This is a genomic window from Frigidibacter sp. ROC022 (genome assembly GCF_024723735.1).
GTDB lineage: Bacteria > Pseudomonadota > Alphaproteobacteria > Rhodobacterales > Rhodobacteraceae > SLM-1.
In genome coordinates this window covers 249,240-267,892 of sequence record NZ_JANQDU010000004.1, presented here as the reverse complement: position 1 = coordinate 267,892, position 18,653 = coordinate 249,240, and the positions used below count along the sequence as shown (strand labels likewise).

The 18,653-nt window shown below is 66.1% G+C and carries 18 protein-coding genes; 5 read left to right on the top strand and 13 right to left on the bottom strand.

Going from position 1 to position 18,653, the window contains the following annotated elements; all coding sequences use genetic code 11:
• Positions 1-16 precede the first annotated feature (16 nt).
• On the bottom strand, positions 17-328 hold the full coding sequence (locus tag NUW50_RS17310) for an ETC complex I subunit (protein ID WP_258290416.1): 312 nt from the start codon (positions 326-328) through the stop codon (positions 17-19).
• Positions 329-865: 537 nt separating this feature from the next.
• Here NUW50_RS17310 and uvrB point away from each other — a divergent pair.
• Positions 866-3,046, top strand: coding sequence for an excinuclease ABC subunit UvrB (gene uvrB / locus NUW50_RS17305; protein WP_258290415.1), 2,181 nt, complete (start codon positions 866-868; stop codon positions 3,044-3,046).
• Positions 3,047-3,130: 84 nt separating this feature from the next.
• Here the strand turns inward: uvrB and otnC are convergent, their stop codons facing one another.
• The 7 genes from otnC to NUW50_RS17270 all read right to left on the bottom strand — a co-directional run bounded on the left by otnC (position 3,131) and on the right by NUW50_RS17270 (position 8,988).
• Positions 3,131-3,778 (bottom strand): 3-oxo-tetronate 4-phosphate decarboxylase, encoded by a 648-nt coding sequence (gene otnC / locus NUW50_RS17300; protein WP_258290414.1) that lies wholly within the window; start codon positions 3,776-3,778, stop codon positions 3,131-3,133.
• Entirely contained in the window at positions 3,775-5,001 is a 1,227-nt protein-coding gene (gene otnK / locus NUW50_RS17295; RefSeq protein WP_258290413.1) for a 3-oxo-tetronate kinase, read from the bottom strand. Before otnK ends, otnC begins: the two co-directional genes overlap by 4 nt.
• Positions 4,998-5,795 (bottom strand): N-acyl homoserine lactonase family protein, encoded by a 798-nt coding sequence (locus NUW50_RS17290; protein WP_258290412.1) that lies wholly within the window; start codon positions 5,793-5,795, stop codon positions 4,998-5,000. The genes otnK and NUW50_RS17290 overlap by 4 nt, the downstream gene beginning before the upstream one ends.
• Positions 5,792-6,082 (bottom strand): putative quinol monooxygenase, encoded by a 291-nt coding sequence (locus NUW50_RS17285; RefSeq protein ID WP_258290411.1) that lies wholly within the window; start codon positions 6,080-6,082, stop codon positions 5,792-5,794. The genes NUW50_RS17290 and NUW50_RS17285 overlap by 4 nt, the downstream gene beginning before the upstream one ends.
• A gap of 12 nt (positions 6,083-6,094) precedes the next feature.
• Positions 6,095-7,381 (bottom strand): TRAP transporter large permease, encoded by a 1,287-nt coding sequence (locus NUW50_RS17280; RefSeq protein ID WP_258290410.1) that lies wholly within the window; start codon positions 7,379-7,381, stop codon positions 6,095-6,097.
• Entirely contained in the window at positions 7,378-7,905 is a 528-nt protein-coding gene (locus NUW50_RS17275) for a TRAP transporter small permease (RefSeq protein WP_258290409.1), read from the bottom strand. The genes NUW50_RS17280 and NUW50_RS17275 overlap by 4 nt, the downstream gene beginning before the upstream one ends.
• A gap of 78 nt (positions 7,906-7,983) precedes the next feature.
• Complete coding sequence (locus NUW50_RS17270) at positions 7,984-8,988, bottom strand: TRAP transporter substrate-binding protein (protein ID WP_258290408.1); 1,005 nt, start codon at positions 8,986-8,988, stop codon at positions 7,984-7,986.
• A gap of 123 nt (positions 8,989-9,111) precedes the next feature.
• On the opposite strand from NUW50_RS17270, the gene NUW50_RS17265 reads away from it, so the two are divergent.
• The 3 genes from NUW50_RS17265 to NUW50_RS17255 are packed head-to-tail and all read left to right on the top strand — an operon-like array spanning position 9,112 to position 11,900.
• Positions 9,112-10,200, top strand: coding sequence for an isocitrate/isopropylmalate dehydrogenase family protein (locus NUW50_RS17265; protein ID WP_258290407.1), 1,089 nt, complete (start codon positions 9,112-9,114; stop codon positions 10,198-10,200).
• Positions 10,197-11,219 (top strand): Gfo/Idh/MocA family protein, encoded by a 1,023-nt coding sequence (locus NUW50_RS17260; protein WP_258290406.1) that lies wholly within the window; start codon positions 10,197-10,199, stop codon positions 11,217-11,219. The genes NUW50_RS17265 and NUW50_RS17260 overlap by 4 nt, the downstream gene beginning before the upstream one ends.
• Positions 11,220-11,237: 18 nt before the next feature.
• On the top strand, positions 11,238-11,900 hold the full coding sequence (locus NUW50_RS17255; RefSeq protein ID WP_258290405.1) for a GntR family transcriptional regulator: 663 nt from the start codon (positions 11,238-11,240) through the stop codon (positions 11,898-11,900).
• A gap of 21 nt (positions 11,901-11,921) precedes the next feature.
• Here NUW50_RS17255 and NUW50_RS17250 read toward each other — a convergent pair whose 3' ends face one another.
• The 3 genes from NUW50_RS17250 to NUW50_RS17240 form a co-directional block, all read right to left on the bottom strand.
• Entirely contained in the window at positions 11,922-13,385 is a 1,464-nt protein-coding gene (locus NUW50_RS17250; protein WP_258290404.1) for an N-acyl-D-amino-acid deacylase family protein, read from the bottom strand.
• Between the two features lie 81 nt (positions 13,386-13,466).
• On the bottom strand, positions 13,467-14,939 hold the full coding sequence (locus NUW50_RS17245; protein ID WP_258290403.1) for a M81 family metallopeptidase: 1,473 nt from the start codon (positions 14,937-14,939) through the stop codon (positions 13,467-13,469).
• Positions 14,940-15,074: 135 nt separating this feature from the next.
• Complete coding sequence (locus tag NUW50_RS17240) at positions 15,075-15,923, bottom strand: IclR family transcriptional regulator (RefSeq protein WP_258290402.1); 849 nt, start codon at positions 15,921-15,923, stop codon at positions 15,075-15,077.
• 205 nt (positions 15,924-16,128) lie between these two features.
• Between NUW50_RS17240 and NUW50_RS17235 the strand changes: the two genes are divergently transcribed.
• The gene (locus tag NUW50_RS17235) at positions 16,129-17,409 is read left to right on the top strand and encodes an amino acid deaminase (protein WP_258290401.1); all 1,281 of its coding nucleotides are present in this window, start codon (positions 16,129-16,131) and stop codon (positions 17,407-17,409) included.
• Between the two features lie 7 nt (positions 17,410-17,416).
• On the opposite strand, the gene NUW50_RS17230 is transcribed toward NUW50_RS17235, so the two are convergent.
• Both NUW50_RS17230 and NUW50_RS17225 read right to left on the bottom strand, forming a co-directional pair.
• Positions 17,417-17,818, bottom strand: coding sequence for a RidA family protein (locus NUW50_RS17230; protein ID WP_258290400.1), 402 nt, complete (start codon positions 17,816-17,818; stop codon positions 17,417-17,419).
• 45 nt (positions 17,819-17,863) lie between these two features.
• Positions 17,864-18,652, bottom strand: a complete 789-nt coding sequence (locus tag NUW50_RS17225; RefSeq protein WP_258290399.1) for an SDR family oxidoreductase — start codon at positions 18,650-18,652, stop codon at positions 17,864-17,866.
• Position 18,653 lies beyond the last annotated feature (1 nt).

Below are 18,653 nucleotides of genomic sequence, written 5' to 3'. Positions count from 1 at the left end.
TCAGGCCCGAAAGGCCCTAATGGGTCCAGACGGTCCGCCGGTTGGTTGCGAAGTTCTCGCCATAGCCGCCAGGGCGGATATTGGGCTTGCGCTTGTGCGGCTCGACCAGCGTGACCTCCAGCCCCTTGTCCTGCGCGTAGTCCAGCGCCTCTTCCTTGGTGGCGAAGGTCAGGCGCACCTGCTGGTTCGTGTCGCCCGAGCCGGTCCAGCCCATCAGCGGGTCGATCTCGCGGCTTTGGGTCGGGGCATATTCCAGCACCCAGCGTCGGGTCCTTGCGGTGCCCGAGGACATCGCGGTGCGGGCAGGCTGAAAGATACGGGCGCGCATGGGGCAGACTCCTCTGGCTTCGGGCGTGTTATCCGCAGAATCGGCACCCGAGGCAAGGGCCAGCGCTCCGGTCGCACGAGGCGCTTCCTGCCGCAACAAGCCATTGGAAGGCGCCGGCATCCGACGGGAGGCCGGGCAAAGCGGCAATCCGGTGAGTTGTGGGGGTGAGAGCAGGGGTGACTGCCGGGGCACGGCTGGAAGCGTGGGTGGGGTGGATGGTGCGCCGACCCCGGCAGTCTGTTCAGATGCTTGCCCGCAAAGGCTACGCCCCGACCCCGCGCCGATCAAGCGCAACAACCGACCTGACGGTGTTCAATTGTCGAAAATGCGTTCCAAAATGGTAGGACTTTCTTAAGCTCTACACACCGGATCACCTGGGCAGCGGATCACCGGCCACGCAGCACCCGGCCACATGGCCGAACCGACCCCGCCCCTGCCAGATCACGTCAGCAGGGCGCCGCAACGTACCGCCCGGCGGCAGCCTGCCCTTGCGCCCGGGCGCAATCCGCCCATCTTGGGGGCAAGGAGTCGCCCCCCATGCCACATAACAACACGAATGCCCTGACCGACCGCCCCGAGGTGCTGACCCGGCCGAAGCTGGAAGGCGGGCGGCGCTTTGTCATGCAGACGCCGTTCACCGCGGCAGGGGATCAGCCGACGGCGATCGCCGAACTGTCGCAGGGCATTCTGAACGGCGAGCGCGATCAGGTCCTGCTGGGCGCCACCGGCACCGGCAAGACCTTCACCATGGCCAAGGTGATCGAGGAGACCCAGCGACCGGCGATCATCCTGGCGCCGAACAAGACCCTGGCGGCGCAGCTCTACGGAGAGTTCAAGGGCTTCTTTCCCGACAACGCGGTCGAATACTTCGTCAGCTACTACGACTACTATCAGCCCGAAGCCTATGTGCCGCGATCCGACACCTATATCGAGAAGGAAAGCCAGATCAACGAACAGATCGACCGGATGCGCCACTCGGCCACCCGGGCGCTTCTGGAACGCGACGACGTGATCATCGTCGCCTCGGTCTCGTGCATCTACGGCATCGGTTCGGTCGAGACCTATTCGGCTATGACGCAGGATCTGAAGACCGGCGAAAGCTATGACCAGCGGCAGGTGATGGCCGAGCTTGTCGCCCAGCAATACCGTCGCAATGACGCCGCCTTCGCGCGCGGCAGTTTCCGGGTTCGGGGCGACAGTCTGGAAGTCTGGCCGGCGCACCTGGAAGACCGGGCCTGGCGGTTCTCGTTCTTCGGCGACGAGCTGGAAAGCATCACCGAATTCGATCCGCTCACCGGCGCCAAGACCAACACCTTCGAGCAGATCCGCATCTATGCCAATTCGCACTATGTGACACCGCGCCCGACGATGCAGCAGGCGATCAAGGGCATCAAGGCCGAGCTGCAGCAGCGGCTCGACCAGCTGGTGGGCGAGGGCAAGCTGCTCGAGGCGCAGCGGCTGGAGCAGCGCACACGCTTCGATCTCGAGATGCTCGAGGCGACGGGCGTGTGCAACGGGATCGAGAACTATTCGCGCTATCTCACAGGCCGCGCCCCGGGCGAGCCGCCGCCGACCCTGTTCGAGTTCATCCCCGACGATGCCATTGTCTTTGCCGACGAAAGCCACGTCTCGGTGCCGCAGATCGGCGGCATGTACAGGGGCGACTACCGGCGCAAGTTCACCCTGGCCGAGCATGGCTTCCGCCTGCCCTCCTGCATGGACAACCGCCCGCTGAAGTTCGAGGAATGGGACGCGATGCGGCCGCAGAGCATCTTCGTCTCGGCCACCCCGGCCGCCTGGGAGTTGCAGCAATCGGGCGGCGTCTTCACCGAACAGGTGATCCGCCCGACCGGGCTTCTGGACCCCGAGGTCGAAATCCGCCCGGTCGAGATGCAGGTCGACGATCTGCTGGACGAGGTCCGCAAGGTCGCCGCCAAGGGCCTGCGCACCCTGGTCACGACGCTGACCAAGCGGATGGCCGAGGACCTGACCGAATACATGCACGAACAGGGCATCCGGGTGCGCTACATGCATTCCGACATCGACACGCTGGAACGGATCGAGATCCTGCGCGACCTGCGGCTGGGCGCCTTCGACGTGCTGATCGGGATCAACCTGCTGCGCGAGGGGCTGGACATCCCCGAATGCGGGCTGGTGGCGATCCTCGACGCCGACAAGGAAGGTTTCCTGCGCTCGGAAACCTCGCTGATCCAGACCATCGGCCGTGCGGCGCGGAACTCGGAAGGCCGGGTGATCCTCTATGCCGACCGGATCACCGGCAGCATGGAACGGGCGATCCGCGAAACCAACCGGCGCCGCGAAAAGCAGCGCGCCTATAACGACGCACACGGGATCACCCCCGAGACGGTGAAGAAGAACGTCGCGGACGTTCTGGACGGGCTGTGGCAGGGCGACACCGACCAGAGCCGGATCACCGCGAAGGTCGACAAGGCGATGGTCGGCGACAATCTGGCGACCCATCTGGAGGGGTTGCGCACCGACATGCGCAAGGCCGCGGAGAACCTCGAATTCGAAGAGGCCGCCCGCCTGCGCGACGAGATCAAGCGGCTGGAAGCGGTGGAACTCGCGATCGCGGACGACCCGCTGGCGCGGCAGTCGGCGGTAGAGGCCGCGAGCGATGCCGCCCAAGGCCCGAAGGCCCGAAGCACGGCGGGCCGAGGCGGCATGCGCGGCGGCAAACCGCGGCGGGGGCGATAAGACCGGCACGGGCCGTCTGTTCAACCAGTCTTGACGGACCCGGTCCTTCTCTGCCCCTGCCTGACCCCGACGCTCACCCCGGCCTCAGTCCCAATCGACGTCGAAGCGCTCGACCACCGCGCCGACCTGCTCCGGGCCGAGACCGCGGGCTCCCGTCCCGCGGGTGAGCAGCGCAAGCTTCGCCGTCTCTTCCAGCTCTTCCATGGCAAAGACCGCCGACGCCAGGTCGCGCCCGGCCACCACGGGCCCGTGGTTGGCCAGCAGCACCGCCGAACGTCTGCCTGCCAGCCCGCGCACCGCCGCGCCCATCGCCGGGTCGCCGGGCAGGAAGAAGGGCAGCAACTGCACCTTGCCCAGCCGCATGATCGCATAGGGTGTCAGCGCCGGCAGCACGTTCTCGGGGTCCGTGTCAGGCAGCATCGACAGAGCGACGGCGTGGGTCGAATGCAGATGCACCACGGCGCCGGTGGTCCGGCGGGTATCGTAGAAGGCGCTGTGCAGCGGCACTTCCTTGGTCGGCCTGGCACCCGAGAGATGGGTCATGTCGGCAGCCAGATGGCTGATCTCCGCCGGGTCGAGAAACCCCATCGAACTGCCCGTGGGCGTGACGAGAACCGAGCCGTCGGACAACCGGGCGGAGATATTGCCCGAGCTTCCGGGGGTCAGGCCGCGCTCGAACAGCGATCGGGCAAAGCGGGCGATCTCGTCCCGCAGACGGGTCTCTTCGGTCATGGGGTGCGCAGCCTTTCCAGAGCCTCGGCAAAGAAGGCCGGGCCACCGAAATTGCCGGATTTCAGGACCAGGCCCATATCGCTTCCCTCGGGGCGCAGCATCGGAACCCCGGCGGCGATCCGGGGGCCGACGGCAAAGGCCGCCGCGCCCAGCCCGGCCACCACCGCGCCCGAAGTCTCACCACCGGCGACGACCAGCCGGGCGATGCCGCGACGCCGGAGTGCGGCCGTTAGACGGGTGAAGAAATGCTCGATGGCCTCGGCCAGTGCACTGCCGCCAAAGCGCGATTGTGCCGCAGCCACCGCGGCCGGGTCGGCCGAGGAATAGATCAGCGGCGGGGTCCTCTGCGCCATCGCCCAATCGGCAATCTCCTCGGCATCGACCTGCCCGGACATCACCGCCTCGGGCGTGATCTCGTGGCTGGGCGCCATGTCGCGATAGGCGGCGACCTGGCCCCGTGTGGCGCTGCTGCAGGAACCGGAGATGATCGCACCCGGGCCGGCGACCGGCGCCCAGCCGGGGGTGGCGGGACTGGCGCCGAAATTCCGCGGCAGCCCGATGGCGATGCCGGAACCACCGACCAGCAAGCGGCGATCACGCGCGGCCCCGGCAATCGCCCGCAGATCGGCATCGCGGATCGCATCGACGATCACCATCGCCGGGCCGTCGGGCAGGGCCGCGCGGATCGCCTCGGCGCCCTCGAAGACTGTCGCCGCAGCGATATGGGCCACCGGCCAGTCGGTCTGCGCCCCCAGCACCCGGCGCAGGTCGGAATCGCGCATCGGAGTCAGCGGGTGGTCCTTCATGCTGCTTTCCGCCAGTGGCTGGTCCCCGACGAACAGCTGCGCCTGATAGACCGAGCGGCCGCTTTCCGGAAAGGCCGGGCAGACGATGACCCGATCCTCTCCCAGCCGTTCGGCAAGCGCCGCGGCGACCGGGCCGATGTTGCCTTGGGGGGTGGAATCGAAGGTGGAGCAGACCTTGAACACGATCTGGGTGCAGCCCTGTTCCAGCAGCCAGTCGCAGGCGGCCAGCGATTGTGCCACCGCCTCCCCTGCCGGGATCGTCCGCGACTTCAGCGAGACGATGCCGGCCTCGACCTCCTTGTCGGCGGGCTGTCCGGGAACGCCGGCATATTGCACGCAGCGCATCCCGCCCTCGGCCAGCGTCAGGGCAATGTCCGAGGCCCCGGTGAAGTCATCCGCGATCACCCCCAGCTTCATGGCGTGACCTTGGCGATCGGGCCGGGGTCGAGCCGCCAGATGTGGTCGGCCACACCCTGGGCAAAGACCTGCGTCACCTTCGGATCATGGCCCGGCACGATCAACTCGGGCTTCGAAGCGAGCCGTTCCAGCGTGTCGAACCCGTCCAGCATGTCCTGAAGATCGACCACGATGGGGAAGGGTTTGCGCAGCAGCAGGTTCTCGTAATAGTGCGCCGCGTCCGAGGCCAGGACCAGCCAGCCGGCAGAGGTCCGCACCCGCACCGATTGCAGGCCCCGGCTGTGTCCGCCGATGCGATGCACCGTCACGCCCTCGGCCACCTGCGCCTCGCCGTCATGGAAGATCACCTTGCCGGCATAGAGACGCCTGACCGCCTCGCAGACATGGCCCGCGGTGAACGGCCCGCGCAGGACGTCGTGGCACATGCAGGGGCCGGTGGCATAGGCCATCTCGGCGGCCTGCATGTGCAGGGTGGCGTTCGGGAACAGGTGCAGGCCCCCGGCGTGATCGTAATGCAGATGGGTCACGATGACCTGGCCGATATCCTCGGGCCGCAGCCCCAGCGGCGCGAGGCAGGCCACCGGGTCCTGCCGGATCGGCCGCCCGCGCGCCGCCGCCTCGGCACCGTCATAGCCGGTATCGACAAGGATCACCTCGGCCCCGCGGCGCAACACCCAGACGAAGTAGTCCATCGGGTGCGGCGCATCGTGGTTGTCGTCGAAGATGAAGCTGTCGCCGCGGGTGCGCGCGTTGCGATCGGCGTATTTGACGGCGTGAACCTCCCAGTCGCTCATTGCTGCACCTGCGCATAGGTGGCGACGGTCTTGCCGGCAATCATCGCCGCGGTCCCGGCGTTGAACTCCGCGAAATGCGGGCTGTCGAGATGTGCGTCGAACGCCGCCTTGTCGGTGTAGAGTTCATAGAGAAACACCTCGTCCGGACGCTCCGGGTCGGTGGCCACGTCAAACTGGTGGCAGCCGTCCTCGGCGGTCAGAGAGGCCCGGGCATTGGCCAGCATCAGCGGCAGGAAGGCCGGCATCTGCCCCGGCACGATCTGGAAGGTGACAACGACTGCAAACATCTTCTGCCTTTCTCAGCGGAACAGTTCGACCATGCTCATCGAGACCGCCGGGACATAGGTTATCAGCAACAGCGCCGAGATTGCCGCAATATAGAGCGGCGCCATGGCCCGCGCGATCGACAGCACCCCATCCCCGGATATCCGCGAGGCGACATAGAGTGTCGCCCCGACCGGCGGCGTGAACAGGCCCACCGCGACGTTGCAGGTCATGATCACGCCCAGATGCACCGGATCGACGCCAAAGCTCTGCGCGGTGGGCAGGAACAGCGGCGCGGTCAGCAGGATCGCCGGCACCGGGTCCAGCACCAGGCCGAGGATCAGCATGACGATGTTGACCAGCAGCAGGAAGACCCAGGGACTGCTCGACACGTCCTGCACGAAGGCCACGAGGATCTGCGGCAATTGCTCCAGCGTGATCATCCAGCCCAGCACGGTTGTCGCCCCGATCACCACCATGACCACCGAAGAGGTCACGAAGGCATCGACCATCAGCGACGGCAGGTCGCGCAGGCGGAAGTCGCGATAGACGACGATGGTCACGAACAGCCCGTAGACCACGGCGACGGCGGCGGCCTCGGTCGGGGTGACCCAGCCGGTGAAGATGCCGCCGAGGATCAGGACCGGCATGAACAGCGCCGGAGCCGTTCCGATGAACGATCGCCACAACTCGGCCTTGCTGACGGTGCGGCCACCCGGATCGCAACCGGAGGATTTGCCGACCCAGAAGCAGACCCCCATGAAGAACAGCCCGAAGATCACGCCGGGGACCATCCCGGCAAGGAAGAGGTCGGCGACCGAGACATTGCCGACGAATCCGTAGATCAGCATCGGGATCGAGGGCGGGATGATGATGCCGATGGTTCCGGCCGCCGCGACGAGCCCTGCCGCGAAGGGGCGGTGATAGCCCTCCTTGGCCATGTTCTTGATCATCACCGAACCGATGGCGGCGGTATCGGCGATGGCCGAGCCCGAGATGCCGCCAAAGAGCATCGAGGCACCGACCACCACCATTCCCAGGCCGCCCGGCATGAAGCCGAAGGCGGCGCGGGCAAAGCCGATGATCCGCAGCCCGACCCCGCCGCGCGACATCAGCTCGCCCGCGACGATGAACAGCGGGATCGCCAGGAAATGGTTCGGCTCGACCCCGCCGATGAAGTTCAGATAGACCGCCTGCAGCGGATAGCCCGACAGGTCGAAGACGAAGATCGGCAGGATCGCGGTCAGCAGGATCGCCCAGACCAGCGGTATTCCCAGAAACACCGTGACCAGGAAGACGGCGACGATAAACAGCAGGATCATTGCGCGGCACCGTCATCCGCGTCCTTGGCCACCCAGGTTTCGGGATGGCGCCAGTCACGGACCAGATTGAAGAGGTGAAAGACCAGTGCGAAGGCCATGCCCGTCGGCATCGAGGCATAGAGCAGCCCGACCGGCCAGTAGAGCACGGTGGTCTTCTGCGCCCAGCTGTGGCTTGCGATCGAGACGCCATACCAGATCAGCGACGCCAGCATGGCAGTCACGATCAGGTCGATCAGAAGCGCCAGCCAGGCCTGCGCGGCGCGCGGAACAAGGTTGGCGACGATCTCGGTGACCCGCATGTGTGCCCCCCGCGCCATGGCTGCGGCAGCACCGAGGAAGGTGGTCCAGAGCAGCAAGAAGGCCGTGACCTCCAGCGACCAGGCCAGGTCGAACCCGGCGGCGCCGCGCAGAAGCGCATTGATGAAGACCAATGCCACGATGCTGATCCCGCCCAGAGCCAGGCAGATGTCGATCAAGAAGCTCAAGGCGCGCAAAGGCGCCGGGTATTGCGGCCTGTAGTCCATGTCCCTGCTCCCCCACCAGGTCGTCAGTGACCGGGGCCTGTTACCATGGCCCCGGTATCTTCGATGACTCGATGTCTATCAGTTCGCCGGCATCGCCGCGCGGATGGCAGCGGCATCGGCCAGCAGATTGTCGACCTCTTCGGCGCCATAGACACCGCGGGCCTTGTCATAGACGCTGGCCACCGCATCGCGGAACGGTCCGATTTCGGGAGTCGAGATCTTGGCCCCGGCCGCTTCCATGTCGGCGATCTGCTGATCGACCGAGTTCTTCACCAGGTCACGGCTGAAGGCGGCGGCCTCGGCGGCGGCCTTCATTACGGCTTCCTGATCCTCGGGCGAGAATTTCTGCCAGGTCGCTTCCGAGACGGTCAACGGCAGCGGGCTGTAGACGTGGCGGGTCAGCGTGACATAGGGCGCCACTTCGTAGAAGCGCAGCGACTTGATCGTGTCCACCGGGTTTTCCTGGCCGTTCACGGTGCCCTGCTGGATCGCCAGATAGACATCGGTGATCGGCATCACGACGGTCTGGAAGCCGATGGCCTCCATGCTCCAGCGGATCATGTCGTTGGGATAGACGCGCATCTTCATCTTGGCCGCGTCCGCCGGAGAGGCCAGCGGCTGGTCGGTGGTGAATGAGCGGAACCCGGCCTCCCAGGTCGCCAGCACCCGGAACCCGACTGCCGGCAGCTTGTCGAACTCGCCCTGCAGCCATTCGGAATTGTCGTAGAGTTCCCAGCCCTGCTCATAGGTGTCCACGAGGAACGGCATCGCGGTCAGGTTCAGCGAGGCCAGATGGGTGGCATAGGAGCCGGTGGCCGAGACGGTGAAATCGACGCCGCCCAGAATCAGCTGTTCGATCGCCTTGGGGTCGTTCGCCAACTGGCCCGCCGGAAAGATCCGGATCTCGTAACGACCGTCGGTGTATTCCTTGACCTTTTCGGCAAAGACTTCGGCCGCAGCCTGGCGCGACCCGCCCGGGTTGTCGGTGTGACTGAAGCGCAGCACCGTCTGGGCCATGACCCCGGTGCCCATGACAGCCGCCACCGCCGTGAGCGCGGCCAGTCTGATGAATGTGCCTTTCATAATGTCCTCCCGAACACTGAGTTTATTATTGCATTTATTTGCGTATGCGTTAATCAATGCATTGTCAACGCACATTGCAGTCGCGCGGAAAACCGCGATCAGGGGCAGAGGTTAAGGACCAAGATGCAAGACCATTTCGATATCACGGTGTTCGAAGGTGACGGGATTGGTCCCGAGATCATGCAGCCCACCCTGAAGATACTGACGCAGTTGGCACAGGACGGCGGCTATCATCTGGATTTCAACTCGGTTCCGGCGGGCGCCGCACATTATGCCCGGACCGGGGAATCACTTCCGGCTGCCTCGATGGAGGCGGCGCGCAAATCGGATGCGATCCTGCTTTCGGCCATGGGCCTGCCCAGCGTGCGCTATGACGACGGCACCGAGATTTCCCCGCAGATCGACCTGCGCAAGGCGTTGACGCTCTTTGCCGGCGTGCGCCCCGTCCGCATCATTCCGGGACAGACGACCCCGCTGAACATGCCCGAGGGCAAGGAAGTGGATTTCGTGCTGATCCGCGAAAGCACCGAGGGGCTGTTTCATACCCAGGGCTGCGGCGAGGTCAGCCGGGACGAGGCCCGCGAAACCCTGCTGATCACCCGCGACATCTCGGAAAAGCTGTTCCGCTTCACCTTCAATCTGGCCCGCGAACGCAAGGAACAGGGCCGCGGCAAGGGCCGCGTGACCTGCGTGGACAAGGCAAATGTGTTCCGCGCCTTCGCCTTCTTCCGCGAAATCTTCGATGCCGAGGCCGCAAAGCACCCTGACCTGATCGCCGATCACGCCTATGTTGACGCCACGGCGCTCTGGTTCGTGCTGAAGCCCTGGGATTTCGACGTGCTGGTGACGGAGAACATGTTTGGCGACATCCTGTCCGATCTCGGCGCCGGGCTGATGGGCGGGCTGGGCGTGGCCCCGTCCGCCGACATCGGGCTTGACCATGCGGTGTTCCAGCCCTGCCACGGCTCGGCCCCCGACATTGCCGGACAGGGAATCGCCAACCCGCTGGCGATGATCCTCTCTGGCGCGATGATGCTGGACTGGCTGGGCCTGCGCCACGATGCGCCGGTGCTGGCCGCAGACGGCACGCGACTGCGCGAGGCGGTCGAGACCGTGATCGCGCAGGGCAAGGTGCGCACCGGAGACATGGGCGGCAAGGCCACGACCCAGGACGCGGCCGAGGCGGTCATGACCTGCCTGTCCCGCGCATGAGTGCCCGGGCACCCCTGCGGGTGGCCTGCTTGGGCGCCGGGTATTTCAGCCAGTTCCACTATGGCGCCTGGGGCCGCATTCCCGAGGTGACACTGGTGGGTGCCGCGGACCTGAACCTTCAGGCCGCCGAAGCGACCGGGGTGCCGGCCTTTGACGACCTGGAGCGGATGCTCTCCGAGACCCGGCCGGACATCCTCGACATCATCCTGCCGCCGCCGGGCCATGCACAGGCGATACGCACCGCGATCGGTGCGGGCATTCCGACGGTGATCTGCCAGAAGCCCTTCTGCCACGATCTGGCCGAAGCGACCGCGATTGCCGCCGAGGCCGAAGCGGCGGGCATGACCCTGGTGGTGCACGAGAACTTCCGCTTCATGCCGTGGTATCGGGCGATGAAGGCGGCGATCGACGCGGGGCGGATCGGCACCGTGCTGCAGGCGACGTTCCGGCTGCGCCCCGGCGATGGCCAGGGGCCGCGCGCCTATCTTGACCGGCAACCCTATTTCCAGACCATGCCGCAGCTCTTGATCCACGAGACCGGCGTGCATTGGGTCGATACCTTCCGCTATCTGTTCGGGGACCCGGAAGCCGTCTATGCCGACCTGCGCCGGATCAACCCGGTGCTGGCCGGCGAGGATGCGGGGTTCGTCCTGTTCGACCACCCCGGCGACGTCCGTGCGCTGTTCGACGGCAACCGCCTGCTGGACCACGCCGCCGACAACCTGCGGCGGACCATGGGCGAGGCGCTGATCGAAGGCACCGAGGGCACGCTGACCCTGCTGGGTGACGGCAGCGTCCAGCTGCGCAGGTTCGGCCAGCTTGAGGCGCAGCAGATCCTGCCACCCGATACCTGGCAGGGGTTTGGCGGCGATTGCGTGCACGCCTTGCAGGCGCATGTGGTCTCCGGGGTGTTGCAGGGCACCGAATTGGCGAATACTGCAAGGGACTATCTGACCGTGATCAAGGTCCGCGATGCGATCTACCGGTCAGCCGAGACCGGGATGAAGATGAGGCTTTGACCCCGAATGGACGGTGCCGTGAAACAGGTTTCGAACACTCAGCGAGCCGTCGATGAACTGCGCAGGCTGATCTTCTCGGGCGAGCTCGGTGCCGGTTCGGACCACCTGGAAAGCGAGTTGGCCGAGCGTCTGGGCATGTCCCGCACCCCGATCCGCGAAGCCGCTCTGATCCTCGAGGCGCAGGGGTTGGTCGAGATGCGGCCCCGGAAGGGGCTGCGGGTTCTGGCGCTGTCGCCCTCGGACATGCGCGACATCTATGATGTGCTGACCGAGCTTGAAAGCCTGTCGGCCGAGAATGCCGCCCGCCTTGGCTACAGCGACGAGGAGCTTCGCCATCTTGCCACCGCGATCAGCGACATGGAGGAGGCGCTGGAACGCAAGGATCTGGAAGCCTGGGCGAAGGCCGACGACGCGTTCCACGCCGAACTGGTCCGCCTGGGTCGCAACAGCCGGGTGCAGGCCATCGCCGGCATGATGGTCGATCAGGTGCGGCGAGCGAAGGCCATGACCCTGCAAATCCGCCCGTTGCCGGTGAAGTCGAACGAGGACCATCGTGGCGTCTTCGAGGCGATCCGCTCGGGTAATGCCGCCGAGGCGCGCCGGATCCACTATGCGCACCGCACCCATGCCAAGACCATGCTTCTGGAGTTGCTCGAGAAGTATCGTTTCCTGCATCTCTAGCGCGCCGGGGCCGGCGCAGGATCAGGCTGCCGCCCGGCAACCGCCGATCACCGTGCCGGCACCGGGCCTTCCGGGCCTGTACGCACCGTCTTCGACCACCGGCGCGCCATTGACCCAGACCTGCCGGATGCCCGCCGGGGGTAGCGTCGGCTCGGCATAGCTTGCCCGGTCGATGACCTGCTCCGGATCGAACAGGACCAGGTCGGCCTTGCAGCCCGGCTTCAGCAGCCCCCGGTCCTTGAGCCCCAGCAAGGCCGCCGTCTGCCCGGTCATCTTCGCAATGGCGGTTTCCAGCGGCAGCACCGCCTCGTCCCGCGCGAAATGGCCAAGGACACGCGGGAAGGTGCCCCAGAGCCGGGGATGCGGGCGGCGGTCCTGCGGCAACCCGTCCGAGCCGATCAGCGTCGGCGGATAGGCCATGATGCGGCGCAGGTCGCCCTCGTCCATCTGGTGATAGATCGCCCCGCCGGGCTTCAGACGCTCCAAAGCCTCGTCCTGGCTGACACCCCACTCGGCTGCGATATCCTTCAGGTCCCGCCCCTCCATTTCCGGATGCGGATCGGACCAGGTGACCGTGACCTTGGTGCTGTCGCGCGCGAAAGTCGGAAGCAGCACCGTCGAGCTGGCGGTATAGGGATAGAGGTCAAGCCCGACGGACAGCTCCTTGCGGGCCTCCTCGATCATCGCCAGCGTCGTGCGCGACAGGCCGAAGGCCGCCTGGCTGCAACATTTGTGGTGCGAGATCAGGGTCCGCACCCCCGAGCGCCGGGCGATATCCAGCGTCTCGGCCACCGCCGACACCACGCCCGAGCGTTCGTCGCGCATATGCGTCGTCCACAGCAGCCCCGCCGCCGCGACATCGCGGGCCAGGGCCAGGATTTCATCGGTCGAGGCGAAACGCGCCGGCGGATATGCCAGCCCGGTCGACAGGCCCGCAGCCCCGCCGGCAATCGCCCGGGCCAGATCCTCCCGCATCCGTTCAACCTCGGCCGCGGTGGCGGGGCGGCCGGGACGATCCATGGCCCGCAGGCGCAACAGGGTCTGACCGACCAGCGGAAAGACATTCACCTCCGGCCCGGACCCGTGCAGGGCGTCGATGAAGTCGCCGAATTCGGGGAACCGGAAGGCCGCCGCATCGCCCAGAAGATCGAGCGGCGGCGTCGGCACGCTGGCTCCCTCGGGCAGACCGGGCGCAAGACAGATACCGCAGTTTCCGGTCACGACCGAGGTCACGCCCTGAGAGAGCTTTGGCTCCATGCCGCCAGGCTGCAGCACCATGGCATCGTCATGGGTATGCACGTCGATGAACCCGGGAGCGAGCGCCAGCCCGCTGCCGTCCATCTCCTGCGCAGCCGTCCCGGGCAGATCACGGCCAATGGCGGTGATGATGCCATCCGCGACGCTGAGGTCCCTGACAACGGCTGCCGCACCCGTGCCGTCAAACAGACGAGCGTTGCGGATCATAATCTCCGAAGTGGCCGTCATGTTCCGATCTCCTTGCCTGCGTCACCCGCGACCCGCATGGATCGCGACATTGTCTTCCATCCCCGGTCTGCTGCTGCCCGGTCAGCCCGGGTCCAGCCCCAGAGGGTCCGGGTCCAGGGGCCAGATCGGACGCGGCAGACGCTTGAACGGCAACTGGCCGAAATCCGGATTGCTGCATCCCGGCGAGGCAACGAACAACTGCTCGCGGGTCAGCGGGATGAAGATGTCCTTGTGCTTGTAGAGGTTCTTGATCGCGAGCACCTGCTTGTCGTCGATGGTGATACCGTGCAGCGTGTAGAGCGTCGGCGAGAACAGGTTCGACCGCTCGGTCGTCAACACCACCTCGATCCCCTCGACCCGGATCACCGCCAGATCGCCGACCGGAATACGCTCGTTGTTGACATGTTCCTGATAGGCCCCGCGCTTCAGGAACAGCACCTCGACATCCGCATCCAGGAACGGCCCCGAATTGGGGTCGAGCTTGCCGCCGATCCGCATCGGCAGCTTCGCCCCCACCCCCACCTGAAAGCAGATGTTCACCGCCAGCGGGTCATAGAGCGGCGCCACCGCCGCGCTGCGGATTCCGGCGTCGATCAGCGCCCGCAGCATGTAGGTCGTGTCGCCCGGCGCACCGCTGCCGATCTGGTCCGAGGTATCGGCCAGAAGGATCGGCTTGTCGCCCTTGACCTTCGCCTTCTCGATGGCCTCGTCGAACGGCGTGAACGGCAGCATCGCCTGCGCCCGGAAGCCGTAGAACTCCTTCCCGAAGGCCCCGGCGGCGGCCTCGGCCTTCGCCATGTCGCCGTCGGCAATTGCCAGCATCTTGGCGCCGGCCAGCGGAACATCCGCCCAGGGGAACCCGTGGTTGAGCGACAACGACAGGATGCCGTCCCTGCCTTCGGCCGCGACCATTTTCTCCATATAGGCCGGCATCGGCCCGTCCATCGTCGTCGGGAACAGCCCCATCGTCCGGCAATCGAACAGCGCCATCACCGGGTCAATCTCGCCCGCCAGGGTGCGCTTCATCAGGTCGAAGACGTCGCGCGCCCGCTCGGTGTGATCGAAATGCGGATAGGTCTTGTAGAAGACGATGATGTCCGCCGCATCCACCAGCACCTGGTCGATATGAGCATGCAGGTCCAACTCGATGCCGATCTTCACCTTGTCGCCGACGATTTCACGGATGCGGGTGGCCATGTCGCCCTCGCAGTCATCGTATCCGTCGGCCACCATCGCGCCGTGCATGAACATCATCACCGCATCCACCGGGCCTGCGGCTTTCAGATCGGCCAAGATTCGATCCCGCATCGTTTCATAGGCCGAGCGTGTCGTCGTTCCCGCAGGTTCGGCAAAGGCATGCAGCCCCTGCGATACCTTCCACCCTTCTTCCAGCGCCCAGTTCCGCCAGTTGCGGGCCGGGGCCGACCATGGCGTGGCAACCGCGTTCTCGACATCGCCCTCTTGCCACAGCCGATGCCGGAAGCTGTCGATGCCCGTCGGGAAGGTCGAGAAGGTGTTGGTTTCGGTGCCAAGCGTGGCGAGAAAGACATGCATTCGGTCAGGCTCCCTTGTCAGAAATTCCGGGCCGCAGAGCACGGACCGCCAACCCCCGCCCGGTGAGGCCGATTGAACCGGCCGTCGCCTGCGCCCGGACCCGGGTATGGACTTGCACCCGCATTCTGCCGCCGCTCAGCGGGGCCCGGCGCGGCGACCCTTGCCGTCCGGCACCTCTGCCGGCGTCCGTGGTCGGCCCAGGTCCTCGCTGATCCTCGACAGGTGCTCGACCAGCATCCGCGCGAGGTTCTCGGCCGCCTCGGGATGGAACCGTGCGGCGGGCCCGGCGACGCTGACCGACGCGACCGCCTTGCCGGTCATGTCGAAGATCGGCGCCGCGATGCAGGCGCTGCCGGGTTCGTTTTCTTCGACCTCGAGCGTCCAGCCCCGGGTCCGGCACTGCTCCAGCAACTGTTCCAGTTCCTGCGGATCGATGATCGTCTTTTCGGTGATCTTGTTCAGCGTGCCCATCGAATAGACCATCTGCCGGAAGCTTTCCGGCTGATAGGCCAGCAGGGCGCGGCCGCAGGCCGTGGCGTGATAGCTTGCCGCAGTGCCCGAATAGGACGTGACGCGCAGATTGTGGCTGCCCTCCAGGCTTTCGACGATGGTCGCCTCGCCCGGTCCCGGCAGGGCCAGGTTCACCGTCTCGCGCGTGGCGGTGCAGAGCTTGACCAGATGCGGCTTGGCGATGGTCAGGATGTCGAGCCTGCGCTCCACCGCCCGGCCATAGACGACATGGTGCAGGCCAAGACGGTAGGCCCCGACCTCGGGGTCATGCTCGACCAGGCCGACATCCGCCAGTGCGTTGACGAGGTTGAAGGCGGTGGTCTTGACCAGCCCGGTCTGCGCGGCAAGGTCGCGAAGCCCGATCCATTCCCCGTCCGCCATCGCGTCGAGCAGCGCCTTGGCCCTGCCGATCGACTGGATACGCGCCTCGACGGCGCCGCCTTCACCCTTCTTCGATCCGGTTCGCGTGTTCATCCGCCACCCCTTTCATTCGATTATAGCCATCGGGAGATGTTCCACAATATTCAATGATTCCCTTTCGGCGACCGGGTGACGGCCATGCCATGAAACTCCAGAAAACAACGCCCCTAAAGGAGTTGATTGACATGCATCACCCATCCCGCCTCTATTGACGTCACGCGAACCCTCGGCATCGGACCACATTACGGAACGACACTCGATGAATCTCACCGAAATCCAGAACACGATCCTTGACGCAAGAACCAAGGGCATCCCCGGCACCGTGCGCCCCTTTCCCCTTGCCGAGATCGGTGCCCGGGGCTGGAACCTGCTGGCCGAGGATCTGCCGTTCCCGCAAATGGTGCTCAAGCGCAGCAATCTCGACCACAACAAGAAGGTCTTTGCGGATTATCTGACCCGGCACAACCTGTCGCTGGCGCCGCATGGCAAGACCACGATGTCGCCGCAGCTCTATGCCGAACAGCTCGAGGCCGGAGCCTGGGCGATCACTGCCGCGACGGTGCCCCAGGTGCAGGTGATGCGGCACTATGGCGTTCCCCGGATCGTTCTGGCCAACCAACTGATCGGCAAGACGCATCTGGCCAGCATCGCGGCGCTGCTGAATGCCGACCCCGGGTTCGAGTTCTATTGCTTCGTCGACTCGGTCGCCCAGCTCGACAACATGGCCCGGCATCTGGCCGAGACCCCGCTTGCCCAGCCCATCCGGATGCTTCTGGAGGTCGGCGTCACCGGCGGTCGCACCGGGGTGCGCAGCACGGCCGAGGGTCTTGCCCTGGCCGATGCCATGGCCGCCGCCGATCCCACCAGGTTCCGGTTTGCCGGTGTCGCCGCCTTTGAAGGCGTAGTTCCCGGTGCCGCCGAAAGCCTTCAGCCGGTGATCGACTATGCCCAGAGCACCGTCGATATCGCGGCCGCCCTGCCGCCGGCGCTGCTCCAGGGGCTGGACGAGTTCATCCTGACCGGCGGCGGGTCCTCGCATTTCGACATCATGGCCGAATGCTTCGCCACGCTGAAGCTGGATGTCCCGGTGCGCATCCTGTTGCGGTCCGGCTGCTACATCACCACCGACAACGGGGGCTATCGCTCGAACCAGGAAGCCGCGCGCAATGACCCGCACCGGGCCTGGAAGGGAGAGCTGCGCCCGGCGCTCGAAGCCTGGACCTATGTCCAGTCGCGCCCCGAGCCCGGCCTGGCGCTGCTGGCGATGGGCAAGCGCGATGTGCCCTATGACGCCGGTCTGCCGAAACCGCTGCGGCGGTACCGGCCCGGCGTCGGGTTCCGTGATGTCGGCGCGGCAGAGGTCTTTGCGGTCAACGATCAGCACGCCTTTGTCCGGATCGAGCCCAGCTCGGACTGGCAGGTCGGCGATCTTGTCGCCTCGGGCATCTCCCATCCCTGCACCGCCTTCGACAAATGGCGCTTCATGCCGATCGTCTCTGACGACTACACCGTGATCGACGGCATCCTGACCTTCTTCTAGACCTCGCTCACTCGACCCGCTGCGCTTCCTGCCGGGTCATGGGGACATAGGCGATGGCGTCGAGTTCGTATTTCAGCTGTGTGCCCAGAACGCCCGAGATCGTCGAGCGCACCGGGCGCGGTTCGGCGAAATACTCGGCATAGATCTCGTTGTGCCGGGCACCATCGGCAGAGTCGCCAAGATAGCAGCGCACGCTGATGACATGATCCAGCGTCAGGCCGGCAGCCTTGAGGATCGCCTCGAGATTCTCGATCGAGCGGCGCATTTCCTCTTCGAAGGTTCCCGGGATGATCGTCCCGTCGTCGCGGGAGACAGAGGCCTGGCCGGAAATGTGCAGCATATCCCCGGCGATGAACCCGGGGCTGAACGGGCGATTGGACTTGGCGCCCTTGTCGACAAGCTTGAGCATGGTCTGTCTCCTGTTCTTGCTGGATGGGGCCCGAACCGGAACGGCTCAGATTTTCACGGTGATGCCACCGTCGACCAGCAGCACGCTGCCGGTGGTGAAGGACGAGGCGGGGGAGGCGAGATAGAGCGCCGCCGTGGCCAGGTTGTCGGGCATGCCCCAGCGTCCCAGTGCGGTGCGGCCCGCGATCCAGTCGTGGAACTCAGGCCGCTGCCGCCGCAGCGGCGCGTTTCCATCGGTAAGGAAATAGCCGGGAGCGATGGCATTGGCGGTGATCCTGTCCGGCCCAAGCTCCACGGCAAGGGATCGGACCAGCCCTTCCAGGGCGGCCTTGCCGGCGGCATAGGCCGCCATTTCGGGCCGCACGATCCGGGCATTGATCGAGGAGACGAAGATCATCCGCCCCTGCCCGGCCTGCCGCATCGGCGGCGCTGCCGCGCGGGCCAGACGCCAGCCAACCGTGACGCCATTGGTCAGGACATGTTGCCACTCGCCCTCGCCCAGTTCCTGCACCGGCTTGCGCACGCTGGCGGCAACGTTGCTCAGCAGGATGTCCAGCTGGCCAAAGCGTTCCTGCGCGGCGGCGACGGCCTGTTCCGCGGCATGCTGCCCTGATATGTCCAGCGCCAATGCATGCGCCGACAGCCCCGCGTCGCGCAGTTCGGCCGCCCGCGCCTCGACCGCCTCGGCACCGCGCGCCACCAGCACCACATCGGCCCCGGCCGCCGCCAGCGCCTGCGCCATTCCCCAGCCGAGTCCGCGCGATGCGCCGGTGATCAGCGCCACCTGCCCGGACAGGTCAAACAGCTGCGCCGGAGTGGGAAAGGCCCCGGCCATC